10 protein-coding genes are annotated in these 13,528 nt (G+C 68.0%); 6 read left to right on the top strand and 4 right to left on the bottom strand.

The genetic code is table 11. The features are described from left to right. The first annotated feature begins 9 nt into the window (after positions 1-9). On the top strand, positions 10-210 hold the full coding sequence (locus tag JS278_RS05255) for a DUF3017 domain-containing protein (protein ID WP_342767036.1): 201 nt from the start codon (positions 10-12) through the stop codon (positions 208-210). A gap of 202 nt (positions 211-412) precedes the next feature. Here the strand turns inward: JS278_RS05255 and JS278_RS05260 are convergent, their stop codons facing one another. From JS278_RS05260 to purU, 3 genes are all read right to left on the bottom strand, one after another. Continuing rightward, positions 413-1,783, bottom strand: a complete 1,371-nt coding sequence (locus tag JS278_RS05260) for an aldehyde dehydrogenase family protein (protein ID WP_245935203.1) — start codon at positions 1,781-1,783, stop codon at positions 413-415. Between the two features lie 474 nt (positions 1,784-2,257). Further along, on the bottom strand, positions 2,258-3,241 hold the full coding sequence (locus JS278_RS05265; protein ID WP_114044277.1) for a malate dehydrogenase: 984 nt from the start codon (positions 3,239-3,241) through the stop codon (positions 2,258-2,260). Between the two features lie 118 nt (positions 3,242-3,359). Continuing rightward, positions 3,360-4,238 (bottom strand): formyltetrahydrofolate deformylase, encoded by an 879-nt coding sequence (purU, locus tag JS278_RS05270; RefSeq protein WP_245935204.1) that lies wholly within the window; start codon positions 4,236-4,238, stop codon positions 3,360-3,362. A gap of 149 nt (positions 4,239-4,387) precedes the next feature. On the opposite strand from purU, the gene JS278_RS05275 reads away from it, so the two are divergent. After that, positions 4,388-6,646 (top strand): NADP-dependent isocitrate dehydrogenase, encoded by a 2,259-nt coding sequence (locus JS278_RS05275; protein WP_114044278.1) that lies wholly within the window; start codon positions 4,388-4,390, stop codon positions 6,644-6,646. A 13-nt stretch (positions 6,647-6,659) separates the two neighbouring features. Here the strand turns inward: JS278_RS05275 and JS278_RS05280 are convergent, their stop codons facing one another. Continuing rightward, positions 6,660-7,526: a type IV toxin-antitoxin system AbiEi family antitoxin domain-containing protein gene (locus JS278_RS05280; protein WP_114044279.1), complete on the bottom strand. Its 867-nt coding sequence runs from the start codon at positions 7,524-7,526 to the stop codon at positions 6,660-6,662. A gap of 371 nt (positions 7,527-7,897) precedes the next feature. Between JS278_RS05280 and JS278_RS05285 the strand changes: the two genes are divergently transcribed. From JS278_RS05285 to JS278_RS05305, 4 genes are all read left to right on the top strand, one after another. After that, positions 7,898-9,274 (top strand): hemolysin family protein, encoded by a 1,377-nt coding sequence (locus tag JS278_RS05285; RefSeq protein WP_114044280.1) that lies wholly within the window; start codon positions 7,898-7,900, stop codon positions 9,272-9,274. Then, a complete protein-coding gene (locus tag JS278_RS05290) occupies positions 9,271-10,506 on the top strand; it encodes a phosphotransferase (RefSeq protein ID WP_114044281.1) in 1,236 nt (411 codons plus the stop codon). The genes JS278_RS05285 and JS278_RS05290 overlap by 4 nt, the downstream gene beginning before the upstream one ends. A gap of 145 nt (positions 10,507-10,651) precedes the next feature. Continuing rightward, on the top strand, positions 10,652-11,788 hold the full coding sequence (locus JS278_RS05300; protein WP_181833880.1) for a BMP family lipoprotein: 1,137 nt from the start codon (positions 10,652-10,654) through the stop codon (positions 11,786-11,788). Between the two features lie 109 nt (positions 11,789-11,897). Next, on the top strand, positions 11,898-13,499 hold the full coding sequence (locus JS278_RS05305; protein WP_245935205.1) for an ABC transporter ATP-binding protein: 1,602 nt from the start codon (positions 11,898-11,900) through the stop codon (positions 13,497-13,499). Positions 13,500-13,528: the final 29 nt, after the last annotated feature.

The following is a 13,528-nucleotide window of genomic DNA, read 5'->3' on the forward strand; positions in this document are numbered from 1 at the left end:
GGGATCATGATGACCGGGCACTGGCGGAAGGGCTCCATGGCCTTCGCGGTGGCCGTCCTGGTGGCCGGGATACTCCGTCTGGTGCTACCCGAGCGCTGGGCAGGACTCCTGGCTGTCCGCGCCAAGTGGATCGACTGTCTCATCCTGTTGGGGCTTGGCGCCCTGATGGCGACTCTGGTGATGTTCGTCCCGCACTCGCGGCCGGCCTGACGGCGACTGCCCGACGCCGAATGTCGGTGACGCCTGAACTGTCGCCCTCCGGCCTCGTCCCAATGTGGCGCTGAGCGGCGGCCGATCACCGGTCATCGGCCGGCCGCCGCTGAGCGCCACATTGGGGCCGTCGGAGCAGGGCACACGTCCCAGGGCGGGTACGGGCGCCCTGACTGTCAGGTGAAAGAGGCTGCCCCGACGGTCACATCGAGGCGTTCAGCACGCAGCGCCGGCGCCGGGCGAAACTGCGGGCGGAGGTGAGCCCCTCACCGGTCGGTCCGGCGATGGTGAAGGTGGCGAAACCTTCTCCCTCGATTCCGATGCCCGAGTAGGACGGGCCGTTCTTGACGAAGATGGTCGTGCGGCTGCGCCGCGCCATCGTCTCCAGCCTCGACACGTCGCGGGAGTGCATGATCGCGGTGTGATGGTGGCCGTGCTCCAGCTCGATCGCCAGGTCGATGGCCGCGCCCGCGTCCCCGGTGGCGACGATCGGCAGCACCGGCATGAGCATCTCCACCTGGACCAGCGGGTCATCGGGGGTGGTCACGGTGATGATGAGCCGGGTGCCTGGATCCGGTGTCACGCCCACCGCCTGAAGGATCGCCCCGGCGTCCTGACCCACCCAGGATGGGCGGGGGTGCTGGCGGTCGGGGCTCATCAGCAGCTCGCGCAACTTCTCGAGGATCTCAGGATCGCTCACCACCTGGGCGCCCTCCTCGACCATTCGGTCCACCAGCTCGGGGACCACTGACGACACCGCGACCACTTCCTTCTCGGCGGTGCACGGCAAGTTGTTGTCGAAGCTGGCGCCATTGACGATGTCCCGGGCCGCCTTCGGGATGTCCGCGGTCTCGTCGACCACCACAGGCGGATTGCCGGAACCGGCCCCGATCGCCTTCTTGCCGCTGGACAGCACCATATTGACGATCTGGGGGCCTCCGGTGGCCACCAGCATCTGGATCTGGGGGGCTGCCATCAGCTGGGCTGTCGCCTCCATGGAGGGCTTGCGGACAATGGTGATGAGGTTCTCGGGAGCACCGGATGCGATCAGGGCCCGGTTGAGCCGATCGACCAGCCAGACGCTGAGATGGCGGGCACGGGGATGGGGGCTGAAGACCACGGAATTTCCGGCAGCCAGCATGCTGATCGCATTGGAGATGATCGTCTCGGTCGGATTGGTGGTCGGGGTGATGGCCCCGATGACGCCATAGGGCGCGTACTCCATCGTCGTCATCCCGGCGTCGGACTGGAAGGCCTCCATGAGGAGGTCTTCAACGCCCGGGGTGAGGGTGGCGGCGTACTTGTTCTTGAGCACCTTGTGATCGGCGTTGCCCATCCTGGTCTCGGCGACGGCCTCGACCGCCATGTGGTGCAGGTTCTCCTCACGGGTGGCTTCGTCACGGATGGCCTCGATGAAGATGCGGCGTTGGGCGAGGGTGCAGTCCAGGTAGGCCTCGAAGGCGGTCTGGGCGGCAAGGGTGGCTTCGGCCACATCGTCGAATGCTCCGAGTTGGCGGTCATCGGGGCAGCCTGCTGAGGGTTCAGTGATCGAAGAGATGATGGGGGTTGTCATGGCATGCTCCTCATCGGTGCGCATCGTCGTCGGCTGCGGTCCGGCAGCGGGTGCTTGGTGCGGGCGGTCGGTGTCCGGTCTCCAGGTGCTGCGCCAGGCTGGCGATGCCCGGTGGCAAGAACGTACGTGCATGACATGCGGCCACGCCAGGAATCGCGGCTGATCGGACCACAGGTGCACTCCGAATCACGGGAGCTGCACAGATGGTCACTACCTGAGCATCCGTGCAGCAGGGTGGACCTCCGGTCTCTGCTTGTTCCGGCCCCGGCCTGTGCTTCCGCCGGCGGTGTCCCCAATGTGGCGCCGGCCGGCGTGGGCAAGGGCTCGGGGCACTCTGCGCCGCCGTGCGCCACATTGGGGACCGGGGAGAGGGCCGCGGTCAGGTGTGGAGACGGCTCGGGAGACGATCCAGGACGCAGTTCGGGGGAGCAACCACATCTGGTTGCTCCCCCGAATCAGGTCGTCGAGGCGAACTCAGATGAGGCCGAGCTCCTTGACCGCGTCGCGCTCATCCTGCAGCTCAGCTGCGGAGGCGTCGATCTTGGCGCGGGAGAAGGCGTCGATGTCCAGGCCCTGGACGATCTCGACCTTGCCGTTGGTGACGGTGACCGGGAAGGAGGAGATGACACCCTCCGGCACGCCGTAGGAGCCGTCCGACGGAACGGCCATCGAGACCCAGTCGCCCTCGGCGCTGCTGCCCAGCCAGTCATGCATGCACTCGACGGTCGCGTTGGCGGCCGAGGCGGCGGAGGACGAGCCACGGGCGGCGATGATCGCCGCACCCCTCTTGGCGACGGTCGGGATGAAGTCGTTCTCGACCCAGGCCTCGTCCACCAGGTCGGCCGCGCTCCTGCCGGCGACCTCGGCGTGGAAGACGTCGGGGTACTGGGTCGAGGAGTGGTTGCCCCAGATGGTCATGTGCTTGACGTCGGCGACGCTCGCGCCGACCTTGCGGGCCAGCTGCGTCTTGGCGCGATTGTGGTCCAGGCGGGTCAGGGCCGCGAAGTGGTCGTTCGGGATGTCGGGGGCGTTGGTGGAGGCGATCAGCGCGTTGGTGTTGGCCGGGTTCCCGGTCACCAGCACCTTGACGTCATCGGCGGCGACGTCATTGAGAGCCTTGCCCTGGGCGGTGAAGATCGCGCCGTTCTTGCTCAGCAGGTCGGAGCGCTCCATGCCGGCCTTGCGGGGCATGGCGCCGACCAGGAAGGCGGCATTGACACCGTCGAAGACCTTCTTGGGGTCGTCGCCGATCTCGACATTGACCAAGTTCGGGAAGGCGCAGTCGTCGAGCTCCATGACGACACCCTCGAGAGCCTTGAGGGCCGGGGTGATCTCCAGCAGTCGCAGCTCGATGGGGGTGCTGCCGAGCAGCGAACCGCTGGCGATGCGGAACAACAGGCTGTAACAGATCTGACCGGCGGCGCCGGTCACGGCAATCTTGACGGGAGCAGTGCTCATGGAAAATCTCCTCAGAAGTCCTCGATGACACGTTGTGGACGACACTCTAGTAGTGGCCCTCGGCGCCGGTGCGGGCGCCCCGGTACCTGCACCGCCCGGGCTCGGCCGGGGGTGCCGGTCAGCGGAAGATCACCGTGCGCATGCCGTCGACGAATGTCCGGTGCTCGCAGAACAGCCGGACCGCCTCGGCAAGCGTCGTCGACTCGGTGTCCTGGCCGATCCCGGTCAGCTGGGCCACCGTCTGGGAGTGATCGACGCGCTGGACGTTCTGCTCGATGATCGGCCCCTCGTCCAGGTCGCTGGTGACGAAGTGGGCCGTGGCCCCGATGAGCTTGACCCCGCGCTCGTGGGCCTGCCGATACGGGTTCGCGCCCTTGAAACCGGGCAGGAAGGAGTGATGGATGTTGATGCAGCGCCCGGCCAGTTCCTCGCACATGCGGGGGGAGAGGATCTGCATGTACCTGGCCAGGACGACCAGCTCGACCTGTTGCTCGGCGACCTTCCCGAGGATCGCCGACTCGAACTCCTCCTTGTTGGTCCGGTCGACCTTCCGGTGCTCGAAGTCCACGCCGTGGAAGGCTGCCAGATCCGCCAGATCCGGGTGATTGGACATCACCGAGACGACGTCGATCGGAAGCCGGCCGGAGGACCTGTTGAACAGGAGGTGGGACAGGCAGTGCGGAGCCTTGGAGGCCAGGATCATCGTCCTGACGGGACGGCCCAGACGGTCGACGTGGACCGTGGCGCCGAAGGCGGGAGCGATCCCGCGCAGAGCCGCGGTGAGGTCCTCGGACGAGGTCATGTCCCGTACCTGAAGACGCATGAAGAAGCGACCGGTGTCGGTGCTGGAGAACTGCTGGAGCTCGGTGAGATTGCCTCCCGCGCTCACGCATGCGCCGGTGACCGCATGGACGATGCCCGGCCGGTCAGGACACTGCCAGGTGACGACCAGCTCGTCGTCGCTGGTGCGAGGGGGAGGGATCACGGGGTTCGACACGGGCCTCACAGTAGCGCCCGTCGCCACTGCTGTGGGGCGGTGACGTCCGTCCCGTGACACATGTCCGCGAGGAGGAGGCGTCTGCTCGGGTAGGCTTCCGGTGCGTCTCCGGGCGTCGGAGACCCCTGAGGACAAGGAGTGCACTGGTCATGCCCACCATCGTCTGGACGAAGGTCGACGAGGCGCCCGCGCTGGCGTCGTACTCGCTGCTCCCCATCATCCGGGGATTCCTCACCGGTACCGGTGTCGAGATCAGCACTTCCGATATCTCGTTGGCGGCGCGGATTCTCGCGCAGTTCCCCGAGCGGCTGACCGACGGCCAGCGGATGGACGACAACCTCGCCGCGCTGGGGCGTCTCACCTCCGATCCGCACGCCTGCATCATCAAACTTCCCAACATCTCCGCATCGGTACCCCAACTCAGGGCCGCCGTCGCCGAGCTGCGCGACCAGGGCTTCGACGTCCCTGAGTACCCCTCCCGGATCGCCACCGAGGAGGACCGCCGGATCGCCGACCGATACTCCGCGGTGCTCGGATCGGCGGTCAACCCGGTGCTGCGCCAGGGCAACTCCGACCGCCGGGCACCTGCCGCGGTCAAGGCCTACGCCAAGGCCCACCCCCACCGCCTGGGTGCCTGGAGCCCGCAGGTGAGGGCCCGGGTCGCCCACATGGAGTCCGGTGACTTCTTCGGCCACGAGGAGTCCTACGTCTCGGGCGGCGAGAGCCTCGACATCGTCCACGTCGCCGAGGACGGCACCGAGACGGTGCTGGCGAGCGGCCTGGACGTGCTCGACGGGGAGATCGTGGACAGCACCTTCATGTCGGTCGCCGCCCTCGGCGACTTCTACGCCGACTCTCTGGGCACGGCGAGGAAGGAGGGACTTCTGTGGTCGCTCCACCTCAAGGCGACGATGATGAAGGTCTCCGACCCGGTTCTGTTCGGCTGGGCCGTCAAGACCTTCCTGACAGACGTCTTCGCCGAGTTCGGCGACGATCTGGAGGCGGCCGGCGTCAACCCCGACCTGGGCCTGGGCGACCTCTATTCGCGACTGGGCTCGCTGCCGCAGGACCGGGCTGCCGCCATCAGGGCCGCCATCGACGCCAGTTTCGCGGCCGGGCCGGCTCTGGCGATGGTGGACTCCGACAAGGGCATCACCAATCTGCACGCCGGGAACAACGTCATCATCGACGCGTCGATGCCCAATGTGATCCGCGATTCGGGCCGGATGTGGAACACCGACGGTCAGCTGCAGGAGACTCTGGCCGTCATCCCGGACCGCAGTTACGCGACGACCTACGCGGCCATCATGGATGACTGCCGGGCCAACGGAGCGCTCGACCCGGCGACCATGGGGGATGTGCCCAATGTGGGCCTGATGGCCCAGAAGGCCGAGGAGTACGGCTCCCATCCGACCACCTTCATCATCGACTCGACAGGTCGTGTCGAGGTGCGCAGCGGCGGTCTTGTCCGGTCCAGCCAGCAGGTCGCCGCCGGTGACATCTGGCGGATGAGCCGGGTTCGCGACGTCGCCATCCGCGACTGGGTGCGGCTCGCTGTGGAGCGGGCCAGGATCACCGGGGTGCCTGCCGTCTTCTGGCTCGACGCCGAGCGGGCGCATGATCGTCAGGTGATCGCCAAGGTGAAGGCCTACCTGCCCGAGCACGACACCACCGGCCTGGACATCCGCATTCTCGCCCCCGCCGAGGCGATGGCATTCACCCTGGGGCGCGTCCGCAGGGGAGAGGACACCATCTCGGTCACCGGCAACGTGCTGCGCGACTACCTCACCGACCTCTTCCCGATCCTGGAGATCGGCACCAGCGCCAAGATGTTGTCGATCGTGCCACTGCTGGCCGGAGGCGGGCTCTTCGAGACCGGCGCCGGAGGCTCTGCACCTAAACACGTCGCCCAGTTCGTCGAACAGGACTACCTGCGCTGGGACTCGCTCGGCGAGTTCTGCGCCATCCAGGCCTGCCTCGAGCACATCGCGGAGCACGCCGGCGAGGACGCCGGGGCCGCCAAGGCCGGGGTGCTGGCCAGCACACTGGACACCGCCATCGGAGCGTACCTGGAGAACGACCGGTCCCCGGCCCGGGCCGTCGGCAAGCTCGACAACCGCGGATCCCAGTTCTACCTGGCCCTGTACTGGGCGCAGGCGCTGGCCACCCAGACCGATGACGCGCAGCTGGCGGGCCGGTTCGCGCGCACCGCCGAAGCGCTGCGGGACAATGAGGACGCCGTCGTCTCCGAGCTCATCGGCGTGCAGGGTCGTGGTGTGGATCTCGGTGGTTACTACCACGTCGACGATGGGCTGGCCGCCGCCGCGATGAGGCCGAGTGAGACCTTCAACGCCGTCATCGACCGGGTCCTGTCACGGACCGCCAGCGGGGACTCGCCGGTCGGGTGACCGGGCGCCGGCATCAGCCGGCGCCCACCAGTTCGGCGAGGTGACGCCGGGTGGCCCGTCCCGGGGGATGTCTCAGGGCGGCGATGATGTCCTGGATGGTCTCGCGCATATGGAGCACGACATCGTCGTAGGTGAGGCGGACCACCCGGAACCCCTCCACGGCGGCCTTGCGATCGCGGCGGCGGTCATTCGTCCAGGCCTGCACATCGAGGTGCCAGCGCCTGGAGTCGCACTCGAGGATCAGCCACCCCTCGACCAGCAGATCGACCCGACCGATCCCCGGTATCCCCACCTGGCACCGGACGTGTGAGCGCAGAGCGGCGACCGCGAGCCGCATGAGGGTCTCGGTGCCGGACTGCGCCGGGGCCATCCGCGCAGCCAGTCGTCGAACGCGCCGGCCGTGCAGGATCGCCATGGCGCCGACCTCGTCGAGACTGAGCAGACCCTTGTCGACCACCGATTCCATGACGATGAGCAGTTCCTCGTCGGGCAGGCAGTCCATCGCCACCTCAAGTGCGACGTCCACATCATCGACAGCCTTTGCAGGGGCGCGGCGTCGCCGGTGGTGGCAGCAGGTGCGACGGTGCAGCCTCTCGTTGGCGTGCCGGGAAGTCCTGATGTGGCCGTGATCGGTGAGCACCCAGACGCCGTGGAAGGCCAGCGCCGAGCAGCACGACAGGACGCCACCGCGGCGTACGGCACTCACCACGGCCTCCTGCGGCCGGGCCAGGTGGTACCAGCCGCGCCTGATCCGGGTCAGGCGCCCCTCGGCAAGGCCGCGGCGGATGGCCAGCCGGCCGAATCCGTTGCGGCGCAGCGCCGCGGTGGTGATGACCCCGCCGGGGCGATCGGCGGCCGGTATCTGATCGACATCTCTCATACCTCAGTTATCGGCGGTCCGATGCCCGATCTGTCGTCCCGGAGCAGATCTGTGGACAACTTCCGCCGAGGCGGCTTCTTGTGGACAACTCGGCGCCCTGGTCCGGAGCCGTCCTATCCCCAATGTGGCGCAGGACGGGGCCCGGCGCCGCGTCAGGGCCGGTTCCGCCGGTGGCCGCCACATTGGGATCGGGGGAACAGTGGTCGGGCGGGAAAGGAGGCGGTCGGGCGGGAGGCAGACGGGCTGCGGACGCCGTCTTGGTCGCTCGCCCCGCTGTCTCTACGCTTGGGTCGTGGGAACAGTCCGAATTGAGCCGCATTCCGATACGGAGGGCGACAGTCCCGGCCGCGGTGGGATGAGGTGGCAGGCAGATGACTGAGGTGTTGTCGAACGCCGCCCTGGTCCTGCTCTTCATCCTGGTGGGCGGGGTGTTCTCAGCCGCGGAGATGGCCCTGGTCACCCTGCGTGGGAGCCAGATCCAGCAGCTCGTGGTCACCCGAGGCTCCCGGGGCCGGGCGATCCAGAAACTGGTCGAGGACCCGAACAGGTTCCTGTCATCGGTCCAGATCGGCGTCACCGTCTCGGGTTTCCTGGCCTCGGCCTTCGGCGGCGCGACGCTGGCCACTGATCTGAGCCCGGTTCTCATCGGCCGGGGTGTGCCCGGAGCGGTGGCCGGCCCGCTGTCCCTGGTTCTCATCACCGCGGTGATCTCCTATTTCTCCATCGTGCTGGGGGAGCTCGCCGCCAAACGACTGGCGATGCAGCGCGCCGAGGGGTTCGCTCTGGTGCTCGGCCCCATCACCGGTGCGATATCGGTCGCCTTCAGGCCACTCATCTGGTTCCTCGGCATCTCCACCGATTTCGTGGTCGAGGTGCTGGGCGGCGATCCCCGAGCGGCCCGCCAGGAGGTCACCGAGGAGGAACTGAGATCGATGGTGGTGTCCTCGGCGAGCCTCGGGAAGGAGGAGCGCCGGATCCTCGACGACGTCTTCGACGCGGGAGAGAAGTCGTTGCGCGAGGTGATGGTGCCGCGTACCGAGGTCGATTTCCTGGACGGCTCCATGACGGCCGCACGGGCCTTCGAGGTGGTGCGCGACGGATCCCACTCGCGGTACCCGGTCACCGACGGCTCCGTCGACCAGATCGCCGGATTCGTCCACGTGCGCGACATGCTGGTGCTCGATCCGGCCGAGCGCCATGCCAAGCTGCACCAGCTCGTTCGTCCGGTCGCCTCCCTGCCCGACTCGGTGAAACTGCTCAAGGCACTTGCGGAGCTCCGCCGCAGGCAGGCCCACCTGGCCATGGTCCTCGACGAGTACGGCGGCACCGCGGGCATCGTCACCATGGAGGATCTCGTGGAGGAGATCGTCGGCGACATCACAGACGAGTACGACACCGTAGCCCCCACTGACGCGATGCACGCCAGGCAGCGCGACATCGACGGGCTGCTCACCCTGGAGGAGTTCCAGGACAGGGTCGGGCTGGTGCTGCCCGAGGGGCCCTACGACACAGTGGCCGGATACTTCATGTTCCAATACGGTCAGGTGCCGGTCAAAGGTGCGAAGATCAGCATGCACCTGCACGCCGGTGACACGGCGTCCGATCAGATCGACGAGGAAGCGGAGCCGAATGTGGAGATGACAGTCACCGAGCTCGACGGGCGGCGCGCCTCCTGGCTGGAACTGCGCCGGATCGGCCCTGTGCCGGCCGGCCTCTCGGGTGCTGACGGGCCGGAGCGAAGGCCGTGACATCGGTGGAGGCGCACGGCCCCGATCCGGACGGCTCGCAGCTGCTCACCGGCCCCGCCGTGGAGAACCTCCTGCGCGCTGCCGTCGAACACGCCGGAGGGGCCCTGGAGAGTTGGCGGCTGGATCACGTCGACGCCAATCCCGGCCGCTCGACCACGGCCACCTACCAGGCCATGGTGCGGTGGTCCTACGGGTCGCGCCCCGAGCTGTTGGGGGTGAGCGCCCGCAGTGCCGGGCCGCTCACCAGCGACGCGAGGGCCGAGATCTTCGCCGACGGGGACCGGGAGGTGGCTGTCTGGCTCTACCCCGATGACCCTGACCTGCCGGGTCTGGCCACGGCCGCCTACCCCGAGCGGATGGCCGAGCTCATCACCCGGCTCGGCCTGGTGGGCCGCCCTGTCAGTCCTGCTCAGGTGAGCCTTCACATGATCGGATACCGACCGCGTCGCCGGGCCGTACTGCGTGTCGACGTCACCGATCCACGGCGCACCTTCTACGTCAAGGTGCTGCGCGACAGGCTTTTCGACGAGATCCTCACCCGTCATCGGATCCTGCTTCGCGGCGGCGTCCCGGCCCCCGAGGTGGCCGGCATCACGGACGACAACCTGCTCATCCTGGCCGAGCTGCCGGGCCGCCCCCTGGCCAAGGCGATCTTCGATCCCGTTGAGCCCTGCACCGCCGATGATCTCATCGATGTGCTGGACACCATGCCGACCGCGGTCGCCGCCCTGGAGAGACGGCCTCCCTGGACCGAGGCGGTGGACCACTACGCGCAGATGGTCGCGACCGCGCTGCCCTCGCAGTCCGGGAGGCTGTCGTGGATGTCCTCCATGATTCTTCAGGGGCTGGCGGCGGTACCGCCCGGCCATGAGGCCACCCATGGAGACTTCCACGAGGGACAGGTGCATGTGGCCGACGGCCGGGTCTGCGGGGTCCTGGACGTGGACACGATCGGACCGGGACGCCGCGCCGACGATCTGGCCTGCATGGTCGCCCACCTGTCGACCGTGCAGCGGATGGATGCCCAGCAGGCCGCCCGGGTGCACCATCTCATCCGCACCTGGGTGCCGGTCTTCGACGAGCGGGTCGATCCCACCGAGCTGAGGCTGCGCGCGGCAGCTGTCATCATCTCCTTGGCGACCGGCCCCTATCGCGGCCAGGAGCCGCACTGGGAGAAGGAGACCATCGCCATCCTCGACGCCGCCGAGGCGCTGGTCCGGCAGGTCTGCTGATCGGTCCTCGCACCGCCGATATGTGACGATCTGGTCACGTCTGGCCGCGATGGGCCGATCCGGGCAGCGGTGCGATCACGAGGGGCCTACAGTGTGGACCGCCCGGCGTGAGGATCGTCCCTCCGACGGGCATTCAGACCAGCAGATGTCCTGCTTCAGGAGGCATTCCGTGAAGAAGTCACTCACCGCTGCCGCGGCTGTCATCTCAGCCATGGCCCTGTCCCTGACGGCCTGCGCCCAGGCCCCCGACGAGTCGGGCGGCTCCAGCGCGTCGGCGTCCAGCACCTCGACCAGGGCGGGGGGCACCGGCAGTTTCAAGGCCTGCATGGTCTCGGACTCGGCCGGGTTCACCGACAAGTCCTTCAACCAGACCTCCCTGGCCGGCCTCACCAAGGCGGCCTCCGATCTCAAGGTCAACACCGCGAAGGTCGAGTCCAAGGATGACAAGGACTACGCCGTCAACATTCAGTCCATGATCGACGCCAAGTGCACGATGATCGTCTCGGTGGGCTTCCTCCTCGAGAAGGCCACCGTGGCCGCCGCCAAGGCTAACCCGGACATCGATTTCGCCATCGTCGACTCCCAGCCGGCCGACGCCCCGAAGAACCTCAAGCCGCTGATCTTCAACACCGCCGAGTCCTCCTTCCAGGCCGGCTACCTCGCCGCGGCCCTGACGAAGTCCGGCAAGGTGGGCACTTTCGGCGGCCAGAAGATTCCGACCGTGACGATCTTCATGGACGGGTTCGCACAGGGCGTGGACTACTACAACACCCAGAAGAAGAAGTCGGTCCAGGTGCTCGGCTGGAACGCGAAGAAGCAGGACGGCCAGTTCGTCCCCCAGCCCAACCCGTTCCAGAACGTCGCGGGCGGCAAGACCACGGCCCAGACGCTGGTCAACCAGGGGGCCGACATCATCCTCCCGGTGGCGGGCAACGCCGGTAACGGCGCCCTGCAGGTGGTGAAGTCCTCGGGCGGCAAGGCCAATGCCATCTGGGTCGACGCCGACGGCTGCAACACCCAGCCGACCTACTGCTCGAGCATCATCACCTCGGTGTACAAGGGCATGGACGTCGCCGTGTACGACGCCATCAAGGCCGCCAAGGACGGCAACTTCAGCGGCGATCCCTATGTGGGATCGCTCAAGGACGGCGGTACCGGCCTGTCCCCGTTCCACACCTTCGACTCGAAGGTCCCCTCCGACCTGAAGTCGGAGCTGAACTCGATCAAGACCGATATCGCCTCCGGCAAGATCAAGATCACCTCGACGGCTCAGCCCAAGTGAGCCGGTGGCGGGGGCCCGGGGCGCAGGCCCCGCGGCTCCCGCCGCGTCTGTACGGCCCCGTGGCTCCCGCCGCGTCTGTACGTCACCCGGCGACGTGGAAGGAATGCTCGTGACAAGCGCCATCACTCAGGAGACGAAGGTCGCTGATCCCGTGGCGGAGGGACTGAGCCTGCGTGGCATCACCAAGCAGTTCGGCACCCTGACCGCCAACGATCACATCGACCTGGACATCGTGCCGGGTCGGATCCACTGTCTGCTGGGGGAGAACGGGGCCGGCAAGTCCACCCTGATGAATATCCTCTACGGCCTCCTGGAGGCCGATGAGGGGAGCGTCCACATCGACGGCCGCGCGCAGCACTTCGGCAACCCCAAGCAGGCGATGGCCGCCGGGATCGGCATGGTCCACCAGCACTTCATGCTGGTCGACGTGTTCACGGTCGCCGAGAACATCATCCTGGGCCGCGAGCCCTCCCGCGCCGGAGTGCTCAACATGCGGCAGGCGCGCCGCCGGGTCCGCGAGCTGTCGGACCGCTACCACCTCGACGTCACCCCCGACGCCGTCGTGGAGAACCTGCCGGTCGGCGTCCAGCAGCGGGTCGAGATTCTCAAGTCGCTGGCCAACGACGCCAAGTACCTGATCTTCGACGAGCCCACCGCCGTGCTCACCCCCCAGGAGATCGACGAGCTCATGACGGTGATGCGGGCGCTGCGCGACGAGGGCCGCGCCATCGTCTTCATCACCCACAAGCTGCGGGAGGTCCAGGCCATCGCCGACGACATCACCGTGATCCGCCGCGGCAAGGTGGTCGGCACCGCCTCCCCGCAGGACTCGGAGGGTCGGCTCGCCGAACTCATGGTGGGCCGTGCGGTGAGCCTGAGGGTCTCCAAGGAGCCCCCCGAGATCGGTGATCCACGCCTGGAGATCGAGCACCTGACGGTAGCCGACACCACCGGTGCGGTGGTGGTCGACGACGTCAGCCTGGAGGCCCGCGGGGGCGAGATCCTGTGCATCGCCGGGGTCCAGGGCAACGGCCAGACCGAGCTCGCCGAGGCGCTGATCGGGACGTCGAGACCCACCTCCGGGACGATCCGCATCGACGGCGCCCAGACCGCGCACATGGATCCCGGCGACACCATCGCGGCCGGTCTGGGTTTCGTGCCCGAGGACCGGCAGCGCGACGGATTCGTCGGCGAGTTCACCGTCGCCGAGAACCTGGTCATCAACCATCTGGGCGAGTACACCCGTGGCGGCAACCTCAACCTGGCGAGGATCCGCCGCAACGCCGTCGACCGGGTCGAGGAGTTCGACATCCGGACCCCCTCGGTGGACCTGCCGGTGTCATCGCTGTCGGGGGGCAACCAGCAGAAGGTGGTGCTGGCACGGGAGCTGTCGCGGCCTTTGTCGGTGCTGGTGGCCTCCCAGCCCACCAGGGGGGTCGACGTCGGCGCGGTGGAGTTCCTGCACGGCCGGTTGGTCGCCGAACGGGACAAGGGCACCGCGGTGCTCATCGTCTCCACCGAGCTCGACGAGATCGAGGCCCTGGCCGACCGCATCGCCGTGATGTACCGGGGCCGGATCGTCGGCGTCGTGGACGCCGGGACGCCGCGCGAGGTGCTCGGCCTCATGATGGCCGGATTCAGCCATGAGGAGGCCGTGACGAGCCTGCGGCCCGACGAGGAGAAGAAGGCGGCTGACGATGAGCAGCAGTGACGAGCCGGGCCCTCTCGACCCGGGGTCGG

This window comes from Acidipropionibacterium virtanenii (assembly GCF_003325455.1).
Taxonomy (GTDB): domain Bacteria; phylum Actinomycetota; class Actinomycetes; order Propionibacteriales; family Propionibacteriaceae; genus Acidipropionibacterium; species Acidipropionibacterium virtanenii.

What these genes read in the sequence shown, in the direction of transcription:
- JS278_RS05300 (WP_181833880.1), top strand. Translation starts at nt 10,652, where the DNA reads ATGTCCTGCTTCAGGAGGCATTCCGTGAAGAAGTCACTCACCGCTGCC.
- JS278_RS05260 (WP_245935203.1), bottom strand. Translation starts at nt 1,783, where the DNA reads ATGACAACCCCCATCATCTCTTCGATCACTGAACCCTCAGCAGGCTGC.
- JS278_RS05255 (WP_342767036.1), top strand. Translation starts at nt 10, where the DNA reads ATGACCGGGCACTGGCGGAAGGGCTCCATGGCCTTCGCGGTGGCCGTC.
- JS278_RS05280 (WP_114044279.1), bottom strand. Translation starts at nt 7,526, where the DNA reads ATGAGAGATGTCGATCAGATACCGGCCGCCGATCGCCCCGGCGGGGTC.
- JS278_RS05265 (WP_114044277.1), bottom strand. Translation starts at nt 3,241, where the DNA reads ATGAGCACTGCTCCCGTCAAGATTGCCGTGACCGGCGCCGCCGGTCAG.
- JS278_RS05285 (WP_114044280.1), top strand. Translation starts at nt 7,898, where the DNA reads ATGACTGAGGTGTTGTCGAACGCCGCCCTGGTCCTGCTCTTCATCCTG.
- JS278_RS05275 (WP_114044278.1), top strand. Translation starts at nt 4,388, where the DNA reads ATGCCCACCATCGTCTGGACGAAGGTCGACGAGGCGCCCGCGCTGGCG.